General features: G+C 54.8%; 12 protein-coding genes. 5 read left to right on the top strand and 7 right to left on the bottom strand.

What is annotated here, in order from left to right:
* Positions 1-37: 37 nt before the first annotated feature.
* The 4 genes from MWC30_RS02545 to MWC30_RS02530 all read right to left on the bottom strand — a co-directional run bounded on the left by MWC30_RS02545 (position 38) and on the right by MWC30_RS02530 (position 4388).
* Positions 38-1240, bottom strand: a complete 1203-nt coding sequence (locus MWC30_RS02545; protein WP_244082585.1) for a hypothetical protein — start codon at positions 1238-1240, stop codon at positions 38-40.
* 14 nt (positions 1241-1254) lie between these two features.
* Positions 1255-1869, bottom strand: coding sequence for a transcriptional repressor LexA (gene lexA, locus MWC30_RS02540; protein WP_244082584.1), 615 nt, complete (start codon positions 1867-1869; stop codon positions 1255-1257).
* 240 nt (positions 1870-2109) lie between these two features.
* Positions 2110-2310 (bottom strand): cold-shock protein, encoded by a 201-nt coding sequence (locus MWC30_RS02535; RefSeq protein WP_244082583.1) that lies wholly within the window; start codon positions 2308-2310, stop codon positions 2110-2112.
* A 344-nt stretch (positions 2311-2654) separates the two neighbouring features.
* Positions 2655-4388, bottom strand: a complete 1734-nt coding sequence (locus MWC30_RS02530; protein ID WP_244082582.1) for a YcaO-like family protein — start codon at positions 4386-4388, stop codon at positions 2655-2657.
* 434 nt (positions 4389-4822) lie between these two features.
* On the opposite strand from MWC30_RS02530, the gene MWC30_RS02525 reads away from it, so the two are divergent.
* Complete coding sequence (locus tag MWC30_RS02525; protein ID WP_244082581.1) at positions 4823-7105, top strand: Tex family protein; 2283 nt, start codon at positions 4823-4825, stop codon at positions 7103-7105.
* A gap of 473 nt (positions 7106-7578) precedes the next feature.
* On the opposite strand, the gene MWC30_RS02520 is transcribed toward MWC30_RS02525, so the two are convergent.
* Positions 7579-8049, bottom strand: coding sequence for a response regulator (locus tag MWC30_RS02520; protein WP_244082580.1), 471 nt, complete (start codon positions 8047-8049; stop codon positions 7579-7581).
* A 556-nt stretch (positions 8050-8605) separates the two neighbouring features.
* Here MWC30_RS02520 and MWC30_RS02515 point away from each other — a divergent pair.
* The 3 genes from MWC30_RS02515 (at position 8606) to MWC30_RS22495 (ending at position 10858) form a co-directional block, all read left to right on the top strand.
* Complete coding sequence (locus tag MWC30_RS02515) at positions 8606-9577, top strand: sugar phosphate nucleotidyltransferase (protein ID WP_244082579.1); 972 nt, start codon at positions 8606-8608, stop codon at positions 9575-9577.
* Positions 9574-10647, top strand: coding sequence for an aminoglycoside phosphotransferase family protein (locus tag MWC30_RS02510; protein WP_244082578.1), 1074 nt, complete (start codon positions 9574-9576; stop codon positions 10645-10647). The genes MWC30_RS02515 and MWC30_RS02510 overlap by 4 nt, the downstream gene beginning before the upstream one ends.
* A gap of 76 nt (positions 10648-10723) precedes the next feature.
* Complete coding sequence (locus MWC30_RS22495) at positions 10724-10858, top strand: hypothetical protein (protein WP_256461205.1); 135 nt, start codon at positions 10724-10726, stop codon at positions 10856-10858.
* 89 nt (positions 10859-10947) lie between these two features.
* Here MWC30_RS22495 and pyk read toward each other — a convergent pair whose 3' ends face one another.
* Complete coding sequence (gene pyk / locus MWC30_RS02505; protein ID WP_244082577.1) at positions 10948-12390, bottom strand: pyruvate kinase; 1443 nt, start codon at positions 12388-12390, stop codon at positions 10948-10950.
* 29 nt (positions 12391-12419) lie between these two features.
* A complete protein-coding gene (locus MWC30_RS02500) occupies positions 12420-13823 on the bottom strand; it encodes an FAD-binding oxidoreductase (protein WP_368860785.1) in 1404 nt (467 codons plus the stop codon).
* 382 nt (positions 13824-14205) lie between these two features.
* On the opposite strand from MWC30_RS02500, the gene MWC30_RS02495 reads away from it, so the two are divergent.
* Positions 14206-15618: a sigma-54 dependent transcriptional regulator gene (locus MWC30_RS02495; protein ID WP_244082575.1), complete on the top strand. Its 1413-nt coding sequence runs from the start codon at positions 14206-14208 to the stop codon at positions 15616-15618.
* Positions 15619-16517: the final 899 nt, after the last annotated feature.

Genomic DNA, 16517 nt, shown 5'->3' with positions numbered 1-16517 from the left:
TTCCCTTCCGATATCCCCGGAGCTCTCTCTCATCCTTTCACGCGATCATTTTCTCGGGAGGGTTGAGGAGAACCTTTCCCCAGTGGATGGATGTGCCGCCGAAACGACGCCGGATGCCGTCCAGGGCTCTTTGCAGGTTTTGATCTTCCTGGAAAGAGCTTTCCTCCCAGGGAAAAAGAGACAGCTGGCGGAAGGGCATGGAAAAGCCCGAGAGCTCCAGGACCATGCGGCGCACGGCCACACGGCGCTGGAACACTTTTCTGAAAACCGGCAGGATTGTCCGGAACAGGCGCTGATCCACCTGCCCCGTGATGGGGTCGAGGCCATGGCGGCTCACGGCGGTGCCTCCATCGGCATAGGAAATTTCCAGGGTGAACCGCTGCGCATAACGGTTGCGGGACCGGAGCTCCCAGCCCGCTTCTTCCACCTGTTGGAATAAAACGGCTTCCAGCCTGTCTCGATCGATTTCATCCCGCTCCAGATGACGGGCAATGCGCAGCCGGGGAAGCTCCCGAGACGGAAGGACGGGACTTGCATCGATCCCTTGGGCCATCTTCAGGAGGTGATGGGCTGCCCCGCCCAAAACGGGGACCAGGACTTCTCCTGAAAACGAGGCCAGCTGGCCGATCCTGGAAATATTGAAATCGTTCAACTTCTCGATTGTTTTCGGCCCTACCCCAGGAAGAAAAAGGAGCGGCAGGGAAGCCAGAAAAGAGGCCTCTCCTCCGGGGAAGATACAGCCCAGGTCTCCCGGAGGAATGCAGCGGGCTGCCACCTGGCTGATCAGCTTGTTCGACGCCAGCCCTACGCTCGCGTGCAGTCCTTTTTGTGCGGCCAGGCGCTCTTCCATGCGGCAGGCCGCATCGGGAACGGGCCCCCAGAGCCTGCGGGTACCCGTCAGATCCACAAAATAGTGTCCCGAAGCCGTTCCCTCCACGAGAGGAGAAAAACGGCCGAAGTCCTGAACGATGTGCCCGTGCTGCTCCCGGTAGAAGGGAAGGTCGAGGGGCAGGGTCTGCACCCGCCGGCAAAAGCGCCGCGCCTGGCTGACGGACATTCCCTCGCACAGGCCCTCCCGGCGTGCTGTGAAGTTGACCCCCTGCACGATGGAACGAGCTCCCGGTTCCGCCAGAATGAGCGGTTTTTTTTTCAGTTCCGGATGCCGCAATTCTTCCAGTGCGGCGTAATAATCCGGAATGCCGAAATGCACGATTTGCCGTACTGCATCCCCTGTTTCCATTTTCGACCCCGCATTTACCGGAAGGGGCGCTGCCGGTAGTGGCGCAGCAGGCCCACGACGGTTCCCACGATTTCCACGTCGTCCGCCGGAAGGCGAAGGGGAGCCATGTGGCTGTTTGCAGGACGAAGCTCCACCTCTCCGTTGTGAGGGTAAAACTTCTTGACGGTGGCTTCTCCGTGCACGAGGGCCACGACCGTTTGCCCGCTTTCGGCATGGGACTGCCTGGTGATGATGAGAATATCCCCTTCGCGGATGCCTTCATCGATCATGGAGTCTCCCCGCACTTTCAAGGCGAAGTTGTTGCCGTTGCCCAGGAAGCTTTCCGGGACCTCGATGGATTCCGGAATTTCAACGGCTTCGATAGGGGTTCCCGCCGCCACTACCCCCAGGAAAGGGATGGAAACCCCTGTGGTGTGAAGGGGCAGCAGTTCCAGAGCCCGTTTGCGGTTTTTGGGGGGGCTCTGGAGGTATCCACGCTGCTGAAGCTGCTTGAGGTGTTTGTAAACAGCGTTCAGGGATCGAAACCCCAGATGCTCCCTGATTTCCTCATAGGAAGGAGAGTATCCGCGATCCTTCAGGTACTCCTGAACAAACCGGTAAACCCGCTCCTGTGCCGGTGTGAGTGCCATGCCGTACTTCCTCCCTTGACCGGGTGTTGGGGTTGATGTGGATTGTGCCTGCATGTTAGGTGAATAAAAGGTGAAAGTCAAGAGAGGAGGGGAAGACGGGCTCCTCAGAGGATCACGAGGACCACTGATGGAGAGGTGTAAATGGATAAAAAGATGACCGGAAAGTGGGCTTGGAAATAAAAAAAGCCGGGGAAATCCCCGGCTTTTCTACTACATGAATCTTCTAAAAGGATATGTCGACTAAAGTTTTCTCACGTTGACTGCTTGAGGTCCTTTAGCTCCCTGCTCTTCATCAAAAGCCACTCTCTGGCCTTCGCTCAAAGACTTGAAACCCTGACCCTGAATGGAAGTGTGATGTACAAAAACGTCCTTTCCGGAATCAGCTTCAATAAAACCATAACCTTTTTGATCATTGAACCACTTTACTCGACCTTCCGCCATTTTAAATCCTTTCTCAACTGTGTTCTTTAATTCCACTACTTTTGGTGCGTTACTTCGAGCTACCCTGAAACCGTTCTATAAGGCGAAAGACCGATTCCTCGTATAACCCTAAATATCGACCCCCTTCACTTTACGAAGGTACAATAAACTCTAAATCAAAAAAGGCAAGAAGAAAAAACATGATGTCTTCAAAAACTCCTCTCGCGGTTTCGCCTCTCCCGGGAGCATATCCCCATATTGCCAGGGAATACGCCGTGGGAGCCTCCCTTTGCATTCCGGAAGGCGGACGGGAAAGGACATGCTGTTTCTCTAAAAAGTCTCTCCGGAGGGGGCACATTTCATCATCAATCCCCATGTTGGAACAGATTCAAATAATTACAGAACAGACGCGGGCTGACACGGGAAAAACGATCAAAATCCGTCATGAATTCCATGCCGGGCACGATGGCCCTCACGACGGGGAATTCCAAATCCCTGCGCGTCAGATCCACATAAATGGGGTGATAGCCATTGGTCGTCAGCACCCTTTCCAGGAGATCCAGATCTTCTCGATAGTTGCCGCGTGAGTGGTTGGGAAGCTCTTCCATGCGGACGACGGGAAGGCCTTCAGGGGCGGGAGCCGAAGGAGGACTGTAAGGGTAGGGGTAAGGGGTTTCAGTCAGCGCGGAAATGACAGCGCGTCTCCCGTCCAGGTGCGCTCCCGTCCCTTTGATGATATCTCCTTCTGGAGTCACGACAAAGCACTTGTAACAGGGAATCCCCAGAGGAGAAGACATCTCCTGGAATAGAATGTGGATGCCTTTGGCGCGGTAATCCGACAGGAGTGGACTCAACACCGGGTCGTGAGCCTCCAGCCGAAAACATCGGGAGGGATCGTAGACCGTCACCCCTTCCGCGTCGCGCTCCAGCACCTCCAGGAGCGCGCTGACCCTGGCCTGTTCCATGGTATTGCCGGCAGCCAGCCCCGTGGAGCCCAGTCCGCTGAAGAGGTTGATTTCATCGAGGTTGCAAAAGAGAAAAACGCACTGTGCAGGGATCAGGATGGGATGCATCCCGTCCCCCGTTACTCTTTCACCTTCCAGCCAATAGAGCATTTCATTTTCATAGGGAACCTCCAGCCGCAGAGCATTGGGATCCAGAACGGCTGTGGATTTTCCGGCAAGCTCCCGGTGGGAGGCGTGGAGCAGCGGATACTCCCTGGCATATCCCAGAACCCTTTCGGGACCGAAAGCGGCGAAGGACGAGCACCGTTCCACGATTTCCATGGAGTAGGAAGCCCGGGCGGCTGCCAGTGAGAGTCCACGGCCGTAACTCGTCTGGATCCCGGTGAGTGTGTAGTCGTGCCGCCCGTTGCGGACCACCACATTGAGGTTCCACCGCCGAAAAAGGGCGTAAGGGCTGAGTGACGCCACATGGCGCATTTCGCTCCCTGCGGTCACTCCATTCTCTTCAAGTCTTTCCAGGGCACGCAGACTTGTCTCCTCCAGGGAGAAAACCCTTTCGTTTTGGGGCTGCGTGCTTCTTGCCGGACGTTCCATGACGGCCTGAACAGGTACGGAGGGTTTGCGTGCTGCAGCCAGATCATCGTCGCCAAAGGGAAAGGGGAGGCCGGCACGGGAGGGATGGGGCAGCGCCCGGTGCTCGCTCACGTTTTTTTCGAGCAAGCCAATCCATTCGAAGTGCAGCGGCTGATCCATCTGCCGATTGGACCGGATGTGAATGAGGGGCGTGAAGGAAGACAGGTCTTTTAAATCCACCGACTCAAAAAGGCTCCGCAATGCTGCAAATTTTTCGTAGCTGCCGCAGACTTCATAGAGGAGCGTAAGGAAAACCGGATCCTCTGACAGCGCCTTTTCAATGAAGTCACGGAGTTTTTCCTCCTTCAGTACGGCCAGGGACTCCATCAAGTGCTTGTGCATGAACTCATCCAGGGGATGGGCCCTCAGGTATTGAAGGAAATCGTTGAAAAATCGTTCTTCCACGGGACAGCAGGCAAAATATCCCACCCCGGAGGCCGTGGTTGTCAGCCTCAGTTCATAGTGCATCTGCCCAGGTGCAGACACAGTCTCATGGCTCATGAAAGCTCCTCTTTGCAGGGAAAAGATTCAAAGTGGGGCCTTCCGGCTATGCCCCCACGGCCCCAAAGTTCTTCAGCGATCTCATTGTCTGCAGATGGATGAGAGCTCCGGAGATCGACAAAACATCGCTCTGTACCTGTCGGCGGGAGGGTCTCCATCGGCGAAAATCTGCGCAATCTGCGGATCAAAAAAATCTATGTACGACAAACCCGAGGACGGGTCGAGACTTTTTCGTCTCTCGCTTCAGAAGTCAAGGGATGTCGACGGACATTTACAAAATTGCAGGGGAATGGTAGATCCGTGCTGTTTGAATGAACCATGATTCTTTCGGCCTGGCCCGCGCCAGCGAGCAGGCTTTGGTTCTGCTTGCGTGCTCTACGGGCAGCGTATCATTCTCTGGTGAAAATCCATTGGCCTCAACGGGAAAGGAAGACATGAGCGAGCAGCATATTGCTTTGATTGCCGGGGAGCTTCAACTGGCGTCCCCCCAGGTGGAGGCGACGCTTCGGCTTTTCGAGGACGGTGCCACCGTTCCTTTCATTGCGCGTTATCGCAAGGAAGCCACCGGATCCCTCGATGAAACTCAGATTGTCGCGATTCGCGATCGCCTTATTCTGCTCGAAGCCCTCGACAAACGCCGCGATGCCATCGTCAAATCCCTCACGGAAACGGGCAACATCACGGAAGAACTGAAAGAAAAGATACTTGGCGCCGATTCCCTGGCTGTTCTGGAGGATCTCTACCTCCCCTACCGCCCCAAGCGGCGGACACGCGCCGCCATAGCCAGGGAAAAAGGGCTGGAGCCTCTGGCTGTCGCTCTTTTTGAGCAGGCGCCGGAATTGGACCCCGCCATGGAAGCCGCGGCGTATATCGATCCAGACAAGGGACTGCCCGGCGAGGAAGAGGTTCTTGCGGGGGCACGGGATATCATTGCTGAATGGGTGAACGAGAATGCAGAGACGCGGTCCATGCTCCGGAGTCTCTTTGCCCGCAAGGGGCAGCTGCGGGCGAAGATCGTGGCGGGAAAGGAGGCAGAGGGCATTCAGTACAGAGATTACTATGAATGGGAAGAGCCCTTGCTTCAGGCTCCCTCACACCGGATCCTTGCAGTGCGCCGCGGGGAGCGCGAGGGCTTTCTGACGGTTCACATCCTCCCGCCGGAAGAGGAAGCCCTCGCGATCCTCGAGTCCCATTGCATCAAAGGGGATTCCAAAGCTTCGCAGCAGGTGCGCCTGGCGCTCCAGGACGGGTACCGGAGGCTCCTGGCTCCTTCGCTGGAGACCGAGATGAAACAGGAATCCAAGCATCGTGCCGATGAAGAAGCCATTGCCATTTTTGCCGAGAATCTCAGGCACCTGCTCATGTCGGCCCCCTTGGGCTCCAAGAACGTCATGGCCATTGATCCAGGCTTTCGGACAGGTTGCAAGGTCGTCTGCCTGGACCCCCAGGGCAAGCTGCTGCACCACGAAACAGTCTACCCACATACGGGAGATGCCGCATCGGCCAAGGCGGGGGATCGTTTGCAGACGCTGACCCGGCAGTTCAAAACCGAAGCCATCGCCATCGGCAACGGTACCGCAGGAAGAGAAACGGAGGCCTTCGTGCGCAGCCTGGGCCTGTCCTCCGACATTCAGGTAGTGATGGTGGACGAAAGCGGCGCATCCATCTATTCCGCTTCAACTCTGGCGCGTGAGGAATTTCCGGATCAGGATGTGACGGTGCGCGGATCTATTTCCATCGGTCGCCGGCTCATGGATCCCCTTGCCGAGCTGGTCAAACTGGATCCCAAATCCATCGGAGTCGGCCAGTATCAGCACGACGTGGACCAGGGGGAGCTCAAAAAAAGCCTGGATGACGTGGTCATGAGCTGCGTGAACGCCGTGGGGGTCGAAGTCAATACCGCCAGCGCTCAGCTTTTGACCTACGTTTCCGGGCTGGGTCCTCAGCTCGCCAGGAATATTCTTGCGTACCGGAACGACAACGGTCCATTCTCCACGCGCGAGGAGCTGAAGAAGGTTTCACGCCTCGGCCCCAAAGCCTTCCAGCAGGCCGCAGGGTTCCTCCGGATTCGTGACGGGAAAAATCTCCTGGATGCCAGTGCCGTGCACCCGGAATCCTATCCCATCGTCGAAGCCATGGCGAGAGACCTCCAGTGCTCCGTGTCGGACCTCATGCGGGAAGAGAGCCGCAGGAGCCGGATCGAGCTTTCACGGTATGTTTCCGAAACGGTGGGCCTTCCTACGCTGACTGACATTTTGCAGGAACTGGGAAAGCCGGGGCGCGATCCCCGGCAGACCTTCGAGCCCTTCTCTTTTGCCGCCGGCATAGAAAAGATCGAAGACCTGCTTCCCGGTATGCGACTGCCGGGCATCGTGACCAACGTCACGGCTTTCGGGGCCTTCGTGGACATTGGAGTCCATCGGGATGGAATGGTCCATGTGAGCGAGCTTTCGGACCAGTTTGTCAAGGAGCCGGGTCGGGTCGTGCGGGTCCATCAGCAGGTGATGGTGACAGTTCTGGAAGTGGACCTGGAACGGAAGCGTATCGCCCTTTCCATGAAGGGCCGGCCAGGAGCTCAGGGTTCCGAGTCGGGAGGGGAAAAGAGCAAGGCTCCTGCCGAGCAGGGCCGCAAGACGGATAAGACCGCAAAAAAACCGCCCAGGAAGGCTCAAAGCGGTTTCAACAATCCTTTTGAAGCTGCCCTGAAAAAACTGTAGCGCACCCTTGAGAACACTGCGGTCCATTTCTTACTGCCCTGCCCGGAGTGCGGTCGAACGGACAGAACGACAATGATGGAAAACGAAGCGGGATGACACACGGTCGATCATGCGTGCGCAACGGCACCCCGCATGAACAATTGTGTGGGAAAAGGGAAGTTTCCGGGGATGCTATTGTGCCAAGAAAAAAGCCAATCGGTGGGGCATACCGATCGGCTTTAAGAGGAGGAAAGAGTTTTTAGTCAAATTTCATGATTTGATAATTGCAATAGCGATGCCATTTGGTGTTTTATTTCTAATATGCTGTAATGGTTGATTTTATTTTATGCATTCCCAGAAGTTGTCTCTTTTATTCAGTCATAATCACGCCATAATGCATTTAATCGCGCCATGTTTCCGCCATTTATCGCGCCATTTCCCGGGAGGGTATGGCGCGATAAATGGCGGGCTCAATTCCTCCTCTGGCAGTGCATTCAGGATTGCGGCAGATTCCCCGAGGGCGCAACACCCATGACTTGTGCAATGCACTGTCTCAAGGTCGCCTGCAGGACAGGTTTGACGAGGTATGCGGCTATTCCGGAAGACTTGATCTTTTCGTCCTGTTCATAATACCCCGAAAACATCACCAGGCGGGTCCGGGCAATGCTCGGGTCCGCCTTGATAGCCGATGCCAACTGCAGCCCATCCATGCCGGGCATCATGCGATCCAAAATGGCCAGGTCGTATGGCTCTCCACGCGTGCATGCCGAGCGTAAAAGCTGCAGTGCATCCGTTCCGTTTTCCGCACAATCACTCCGGACGCCCCACTGTTCGAGCTGCAGTTTTAAAATGTTGCGATTGGTGGGGTTGTCATCCACCACGATTACACGGAGATTGGCGAGATCACCCTGTAAAACGGAATGGTTTTCCTCTATGCCCCTTTTGCCGATGACTGTGCCGGACACTGCATCTCCCTCCCAGGATTTCTCATTGCATGAGCCGCATGGGCATGACAGCCGTTTGATTTCTTTCAGGAAACAGTTTGGCAGGGCCCCAGGCTCCCTTTCGGTATTTTTAATTATCTATCATGAGCGCTACAAAAACGCCAAATTGATTTCCTCCTGGAAGTGAATAATTCTTGCCTTTCACATGGCAAAGGGATGAGTATTTTCATTTCAGACAGGTGGCCGGTCCCCAGGCAATTCCCTGCACGGCCCCACCCCTTATGCTTTGCGCATTGTCTGAACGCGGACCGGGTCTTTACAAACAGAATCAAATGGGGTAGCTGTCTCGCGGGAAGACACCTTTCCTGAGAAGGGTGCTCTCGTGGCCTCTGTCCCGGAGTTTGCTGCGTTTCAAGTTCATCGCGACAGGATCGCACTTGGCCCGGCAGGTTTTGAAGTCCTTCCTCGAGGGGGAATCTCCATTCCCGACAGAGTGAAGGCTTTCATCGACTTGTAATCGTGTCCATTGATCTCTCCAATCCTTCAATGGATGCTGAATACCAATGAGAAGGTTTCCATGCGAGCGATCATTCTTTCGGCAGGCCTGGGAACGCGTTTGCGGCCCCTGACGTATGTGCGCCCGAAGGTTCTTGTTCCTGTAATGGGAACGACCATGCTCGATTACTGGGTATGGCAGTTGTACGAAGCCGGCTTTGAATCGGCGGTGGTGAATGCCTTTCATTTGAAGGAAAAACTTGTGGCCACCGCCGAGGAAAGAGCTTGGCCCATCCCTGTGGAAATCCGTTCGGAGCCTGTCCTGCTGGGGACGGGAGGCGGGCTCAGGAATGTGCTCGACTTTTTTCGAGGGGAGCCCTTTGCGGTTATCAATGGGGATACGGTTTGTAAAGTCCCACTGAGAGAGCTCTTTCATCGACATGTGCGCTCTGGAGCTCCCGCGACGCTGCTCATGCACGACCATCCAGCCTTCAACAACGTGGCGGTGGGCGCGGAGGGCGAAGTCCTGGCTTTCGGCAGAGAGGCCCTGGCCCTGGCAGGGGGGAGGTCGGAGGTAGCCCTCCGGGCCTTTACAGGAATTCACTTTATCCAGCCGGATATTCTGGAGCACCTGCACAAAGGTGTGCCCGAAGAGATCCTCACGGTTTACCGGAAGCTCATCGCAGAGGGGACGCCTCCTCTGGCAGACTATCACCCAGACCTGTTCTGGCGGGAAATGGGCACGCTGCAAAGTTACACTGACTTGAATCGCGAACTGTCCCGGTTGCCGCACGCTTTCCTCCACCCTTTCGTCACGGGAGAGAGCGTGTGGGTCCATCCCGACAGTCACCTCCCGCCGAATGTTCGTCTCGAGGGGTGCGTTGCTGTGGGGCGCGGCTGTACAATCGGTGCCGACGTGGAAATGGAGGACGTCATCCTGTGGGATGGGGTTGAAGTGGAGGCCGACAGCGCGCTTCACCATTGTATCGTGGCGGATGGGGTGAAAGTGAGGGGGTCCCATGCCCATGAAACCCTCGTCGGAGGTTCCGCATGAACAATTCTCAACCCTTGGAATCAACGCTTTCCACCTTCATGCAGCGTGTTGCCGCGGAAACAAAGCTCCTGGATGCGGGGGCGGACGTGACCATGCTTCAGGGAGACGGGTCGGATCGCAGCTTCTTCCGTATCCGCCAGGAAGGGTCCCACTACATCGGGCTTGTCTCCCCCCGGAAAAAACTCCATGGACTTGACGAAAATGATTCGTACTACCTCATTGGTAGCCACCTCCTGCACCGGGGCATCCCCGTTCCGCGGATTCATTGGGCCGATCGGCGGGAGGGTTTTTTTCTGCTGGAAGATTTTGGGGATTTTCATCTGCAGTGGCATGCCGTCCGAAGACGAACGAACCGTTGGAAGCTTTATCGCCACGTGTTGAAGCTCCTGGTGACCTTTCATCAACGGGCCCCCCATGGCTTCCAGACGGATTTCTGTTTTGACGGGAGCATTTATTCGCCTGCATTCGTCTACGAGAGGGAACTGGAATATTTTCGGAAAGCCTTTCTGAACACGTATCTCGGACTGGATGTCGATACGGAGGCCCTGCGCGACGATTTCGAGGCCCTTGCCGCAGCGGCGGGAGTCTCCACACAGGACTCTGTCATGCATCGAGACTTCCAGAGCCGCAACATCATGATGAACAGTGGGAAATTGGGGCTTCTGGATTTCCAGGGCGTGCGTTTTGGCCCCCCGGCCTATGACCTGGCGTCCCTTCTCCTGGACCCTTATGTAGAGCTGCCTTACCGGTTGCAGGAACAGTTGGTGGAGGTTTATTGGACAGCCGCCCGGACCTTTCTTCCCCTGTCCGCGGGGCACTTCATGGATTCCTTCAGGGCCGTGCGCCTGTGCAGAAACCTGCAGGTCCTGGGTGCCTATGCCTTTCTGGGATGTGTGAAGGGCAAAGGGCAGTTCCTGCGCTACATTCCGCGAGCCTGGGAACAGCTGGAGTATTGCCTGCGAGGGGGTGAGGGAGACCGTTTTCCAAAGCTTCGAAAATGGGTGGGCACCATCCAACGGCACCGATGGAACCGTGTCGGCAAATCCCTGCATTCAAAAAGTTTTGCGTGACATGACGGGATGAAACTGATATAGGCCATGTGCTCAAGAGGAACTATGGACTGCAGCATAAGGAGGAGAGAACAGCATGGCTTCAAAGACTCAGAAGACTGAAAGCATTCGTGCCAAAAAACATCGTTCCAACAAGGTCAACCTCAAGGCGCTTCAAAAATCCATTCAAAAGAACCTTGATGTGCTCAGCAAGGTTGCCGAGACCAAATAAGCCTCTTCCTCTCGAGGCTGCACGAAACTTAAAGGCGGGTTGACGCCCTTTGAACGCTTCAACCCGCTGAACCTTCCTGTACTTTTCCCCTATGACTCTTCCCTCGACAGTTCCATCACCTTCAGCAAATTGGTGGTTCCTGAAACGCCTACCGGCACACCGGCTGTGATGATCAACCGATCGCCCGGTTCGGCGATTCTCCCCTTCAAAGCCCAGTTCCGTGCCGCAGCGAACATCTGGTCCGTATCGTTAAAGGATTCCGCCAGTGTGGGAATCACTCCCCAGGAGAGACAGAGTTGCCTCTGGGTTTCGACGCGATCCGTCAGGGTGATGATGAGGCACGGGGGGCGATAACGCGCGACGAGCCGCGCGGTGCTTCCTGAGGAGGAGGATGCAACGATGGCGGCGGCCTTGAGATCGATAGCGAGCCAGCAGGCAGCCCGGCTGATGGCGGCCGAGGTGTTGGGAAGAAGTTCAGACATGGTCTCGTTGAGCAGGGGGCGCTCATCGAAGTGGGGCTCTGTCGTTCGAGCGATGCGGTCCAGGGTGGATACGGCTTCCATGGGAAAGGCTCCGACAGCCGTTTCATCCGACAGCATCAAGGCGTCCGTCCCGTCGAGGATGGCATTGGCCACGTCCGTCGCTTCCGCCCGCGTGGGGCGAGGATTGTTCATCATGGAGGTGAGCATCTGGGTGGCGGTGATGACGGGCTTGCCGGCTAGGCGTGCGGTGCGGATGATCTGCTTTTGGATGATGGGCACTTCTTCGAGGGGCATTTCCACCCCGAGGTCCCCTCGCGCGACCATGACGCCGTCCACGCGAGCGAGAATGTTTGCAAGGTCCTGGACCGCCTGAGGCTTTTCGATTTTGGCGATGAGCATCGGGCGTTTCTCCAGTGAGCCCAGAATTTCGAGCACGTCATCCAGGTCTTTTTCGCTCCGGACAAACGACAGCGCCACGAAGTCCACCCCCATCTCCAGTCCGACAGCGAGGTCTCCCCGATCTTTCTCAGTGAAGGCACTGATGCGAAGGTTGCTGGAGGGCAGGTTGACCCCTTTGTGAGAGCGTATGGGCCCTCCCACGAGGACCTCACAGATTGCCTGGTCCTGCTTTTTTCCCCTGACAATGAGCTGGACCGTCCCGTCGGCAAGGAGAATCTGGTCCCCGACCTCGATGTCTTCCAGCAAATAAGGATATCCCACGGGGATAATCTCCGTTCGGGAAGACTCTCCCGGAGACATGATCACCTGTTCTCCCGTCTCCAGGATCCGCTCTTCTTCCGGTAGATTCCCCAGACGGATTTTAGGTCCCCCCAGGTCCTGGAGGATGGCGATCTCTTTTCCCAGTTCCCTGGACACCCGTCGGAGCGATCGAATCGTTTCCTTGTGGCTCTCTCTGTCGCCATGGGAAAAATTCAGTCGCGCCACATCCATCCCGCTTTCGATGAGCTTTCGCATGCGCTCGGGAGTCTGAGTGTTGGGACCGATTGTACAGACAATCTTGGTCCTGCGAAATTTGGAATGTGTTTCCATGGGACTCCTTGTAAAAAAAACCGGGGCGTTCAACCCCTGAAGAAAGCGCGATTGGATACGAACATTTTGCCGGGATTCAGGATATTGAGAGGATCCAGCGCGTGTTTGATCTTCCACATGGCCTCAAACCCTTCAGCACCCACTTCCCACTGCAAAAAAGGCGATTTGGTGATTCCTATGCCGTGCTCCCCGGAAAGTGTTCCCCCCAGATCCAAAACGGTTCGAAAGAGCTCATGGACGGCCTGCTCGGCTCGGGACAGCTCGTCCCTGTCTTTGCGATCCAGCATGATGTTTGTGTGAATGTTTCCGTCTCCGGCATGGCCGAAACAGACGATCACCAGCCGGTATTTTTCCGCCAGAGAACGAATGGCCCGTATGAGAGCGGGGATTTGAGTCCGGGGAACCGTTACGTCTTCGTTGATCTTTCCGGGCCGAATCTGGCCCAGGGCGGGAGAAATAGCCCGCCGCGCCTGCCAGAGGCGCTCCCGGTCCGAAGGCGTGGCGGCGATCTCCGTTTCGGATGCTTCCGCCTCCCGGCAAATGGTTTCAATGCGTCCGACATCATCGTCCAAAAGCTTATCACGCCCATCCACCTCGATGAGGAGGAGGGCTTCACACTTGATGGGCAACCCCATGTGGAGGTAATTTTCCACCGCTTGGAGGGTGGCCTGGTCGAGGAGCTCAAGGGTGGAAGGAATGATGCGATTTCGTATGATGGTGCAGACGGCGCGGGCTGCGTCATCGATGCGGGGGAAAATAGCCACGAGTGTGCGCACCCCTTCAGGGGCTGGGAGCAGACGCAGGATGATCTTTGTAAAAATCCCCAGAGTGCCTTCTGAGCCCACCAGGAGACGGGTGAGATCATACCCCACGACGCCTTTCATGGTTCGCGTTCCCGTGCGTATGAGATTCCCCGTGGGCAGAACAACCTCCAGCCCCAGAACGTAGTCCCGTGTGACTCCATACTTGACCGCCCGCGGTCCGCCGGCGCACATGGCCACGTTCCCCCCCAGGGTTGAGAAAGGGAGACTTGCGGGGTCCGGAGGATAGAAAAGACCATGCTGTAAAACTCTTTTCTGGAAATCTCCCGTGACCACTCCCGGTTCCACAACGGCTGTCATGTTGTCGGAGTCCACTTCCAGAATGCGGTTCAAACGGTTCAAGGAAATGACAAGTCCACCGCCAACGGGTATGGAGGCCCCGACCATTCCGCTGCCGGCCCCCCGAGGAAAAACGGAGAAGTGGTCCCGGTTGGCCAGCTTGACCAGTGCAGCGACTTCTTCAGCGGTTCCGGGCAGGACGACACAGTCTGGAAGGGCTTTGAGCTTGCTGGCGTCATAGCTGTAGCAGCAGCGTTCCTCGGGGCTGGTGAGAACATTTTCTTTTCCTGCAATTCTCACGAAATCTAAAATTGGGAGTGACCTGCTGCGCATTATTGCCTTATATTGGGTAACGAGAAAAATAAGAGCACTCCAGCATGAGTAGAGTACTCCCTTTACATTCCATCCAACATTTTTAAAAATTATACTGTATCACGCGAGACTGCGCAAGAAACTCGAGTCGGTGGGAGGCGGGCTGACTGCCGAACCCTCAGGAAGCGGCTGCCGCTTTTGCCCGAGAGTACCCAATTTACCAGGGTTTGCTTGACCTGGAAATTTTCCGTATGTTTATATGAAAATGCAGTTTGTGCCGTCCGCGCCCGAAGCCGTTCTGCCGGGAATGAATCCTTACTTGCATTTTCATCCTTTGTTGCGACCGGGCAGATGACTGGGGATGATGCGAAAATGGCTGCTGAAACGATCTTGGAGACCCGATTTGGAAAAATTGGAAAGAGTGGATGATCGCACGCGTATTTTGGTAGTGGATGATGAACAGGGAGCCAGGGATTCTCTCGAAGTTCTGCTGGAAGATCTCTATGAGATCGAGTGTGCCGAGGACGGCCACAGCGCTCTTTCCAAACTCAGGGAGAAGCCTTTTGACGTGGTGCTCCTGGACATCACCATGCCGAAGCTCGATGGCATTGCAACGCTGCGGCGCATCAAGAGCCTGGATGAATCCATCGATGTCATAATGGTTTCCGGGTTGGACCATGCGTCTGAGGCTACGGAATCGCTCAAAAGCGGAGCTTCTGATTACGTGACGAAGCCCTATGAACCGGAGCAGATCCTCAGGGCCATTGAAGATGTTCTCACCAAGCGATCGAAGGAAAGGTCCATTTGTCCTCGGAGCGACCAGACAGTTTTCAGCTTTGGGAGTGTGCAGATCCTCAGTCAGTCGCCGAAGATGCACACCGTCTTTCAGACGATAGAGAAGGTCGCTCGCACGGGAAGCAGCGTCTTGATCACCGGCGAGAGCGGTACGGGCAAAGAATTGATCGCGCGCGCCATTCATGCCAGGAGTCCCAGGGCATCCAAGCCTTTCGTCCCCATCAACTGTGCCGCGATCCCTGCGGATCTGATGGAAAGCGAGCTGTTTGGTCACGAGAAGGGGGCGTTCACAGGTGCATATACCCGAAATATCGGGAAGTTTGAATTCGCTCATGGAGGCAGCCTGTTTTTGGACGAGATTTCGAGCCTCCGAATGGACCTGCAGGCCAAGTTGCTGCGTGTTCTGCAGGAGCGGGAGTTCTGCAGGGTGGGCAGTCATCAGACGATTGGCGTCGATGTACGGATCATCGCTGCAACCAACACGCGGCTCGAGGAAATGGTGAGAGCGGAGAAATTCAGAAGTGACCTTTACTTTCGCCTGAATGTCATCCCAGTCAATCTTCCTCCCCTGCGGGAGCGCAAGGGAGATGTCTCCCTCCTGGTCAAGCACTTTCTAAAAAAATACATCCAAAACTTCCATAAAAAAATCAAAGGAATCCATCGGGATGCCCTGCAAATTCTTGAATCGTACCCATGGCCCGGCAATGTGCGGGAACTGGAAAATCTTGTGGAGCGCCTGGTTGTCATGGGGACCGAAGGCGATTTACTTGCGGAAGAAGACATCACGCTTGACCTCTTGACACCAGAAGTCAACGTGGCCGGGCCGGCTCAGGAGATCATCACCTGCGAGGAGGCTGGCCTTCTGGAGGCTCGACAGAGCTTTGAGCGAGAATTTATCTTGCGTGCCCTCCAGAAATGTCGATGGAATCAAACCGACACCGCCCGACTCCTGAAAATCCATCGAAATACCCTCATGCAAAAGATGAAGCTTATGAACCTACGTGCCCAGGGAGAAACCTAACCGTTCGATTTCCCCATCGCTCCCTTCAGTCCTGTCCCGCTTCGAGAAAAAATTTCCCACTCATTGTCAGTTATGCACACAATCCTGTGCACTGCCCTCTTATATAGGCAATCTATTGACGCTCTTATTATATAAGCGTCTAGAATTATTCAAGACCGCTTTCAGCACCCCATGCTGTGCAAGTTTTTGAATGGAGTTTGCCTTGTGTTTTCCATATATTGGATGGTAATAGCTTATATTTATCAATAATATTAAATATATAATCATTAAAAAGGCTTCATTTTCATCATTGGTACAGCCTTTGCTCTTAGTAGTGATTAATCAAGCACGGAAACTAGTTTGTGTTAATTTAAATAATGCTATGACTTTTATAAGGAAAGGAAAAGTTCAAATGAAAAAACTGGCAATTCAACTATTCATATTCGGAATATTTATGGCAACCCATATTATGCCAGTAATGGCATGCGGTGGTGGTGGTAATTAATATGGATATATAAAAAATTATATTGTAGACTAACATTTATGAAATAGGATTAATAAGATGAAAAAATTAGCATATCAACTGTTCGTTTTGGGGATGTCGGTTGTATCTTATGTTCTTCCTGTCATGGCCTGTGGCGGTGGTGGCAACTAAGTCAATCAAACTAATATCATAATTGTACAGTATGTACTTAAGATATCTGAAAGGGTCAACAAGATGAAAAAATTAGCATATCAGCTGTTCGTGTTGGGAATGTCGGTCGTATCCTATGTACTTCCTGTCATGGCCTGCGGCGGTGGTGGCAACTAAGTCAATCAAACTAATATCATAATTGTACAGTATGTACTTAAGATATCTGAAAGGGTCAACAAGATGAAAAAATTAGCATATCAGCTGTTCGTGTTGGGAATGTCGGTCG

Origin of the sequence: Desulforhabdus sp. TSK (assembly GCF_022836495.1) — a bacterium.
Classification (GTDB): domain Bacteria; phylum Desulfobacterota; class Syntrophobacteria; order Syntrophobacterales; family Syntrophobacteraceae; genus Desulforhabdus.
The sequence above is the reverse complement of the archived record's forward strand: the minus strand, read 5'-3'. Positions and strand labels throughout refer to the sequence as shown.

Bases quoted from the DNA above. Each gene is read 5' to 3' on its own strand.
- lexA (WP_244082584.1), bottom strand. From the start codon at position 1,869: ATGGCACTCACACCGGCACAGGAGCGGGTTTACCGGTTTGTTCAGGAG.
- MWC30_RS02500 (WP_368860785.1), bottom strand. From the start codon at position 13,823: ATGCGCAGCAGGTCACTCCCAATTTTAGATTTCGTGAGAATTGCAGGA.
- MWC30_RS02510 (WP_244082578.1), top strand. From the start codon at position 9,574: ATGAACAATTCTCAACCCTTGGAATCAACGCTTTCCACCTTCATGCAG.
- pyk (WP_244082577.1), bottom strand. From the start codon at position 12,390: ATGGAAACACATTCCAAATTTCGCAGGACCAAGATTGTCTGTACAATC.
- MWC30_RS02525 (WP_244082581.1), top strand. From the start codon at position 4,823: ATGAGCGAGCAGCATATTGCTTTGATTGCCGGGGAGCTTCAACTGGCG.
- MWC30_RS02530 (WP_244082582.1), bottom strand. From the start codon at position 4,388: ATGAGCCATGAGACTGTGTCTGCACCTGGGCAGATGCACTATGAACTG.
- MWC30_RS02535 (WP_244082583.1), bottom strand. From the start codon at position 2,310: ATGGCGGAAGGTCGAGTAAAGTGGTTCAATGATCAAAAAGGTTATGGT.
- MWC30_RS22495 (WP_256461205.1), top strand. From the start codon at position 10,724: ATGGCTTCAAAGACTCAGAAGACTGAAAGCATTCGTGCCAAAAAACAT.
- MWC30_RS02545 (WP_244082585.1), bottom strand. From the start codon at position 1,240: ATGGAAACAGGGGATGCAGTACGGCAAATCGTGCATTTCGGCATTCCG.
- MWC30_RS02515 (WP_244082579.1), top strand. From the start codon at position 8,606: ATGCGAGCGATCATTCTTTCGGCAGGCCTGGGAACGCGTTTGCGGCCC.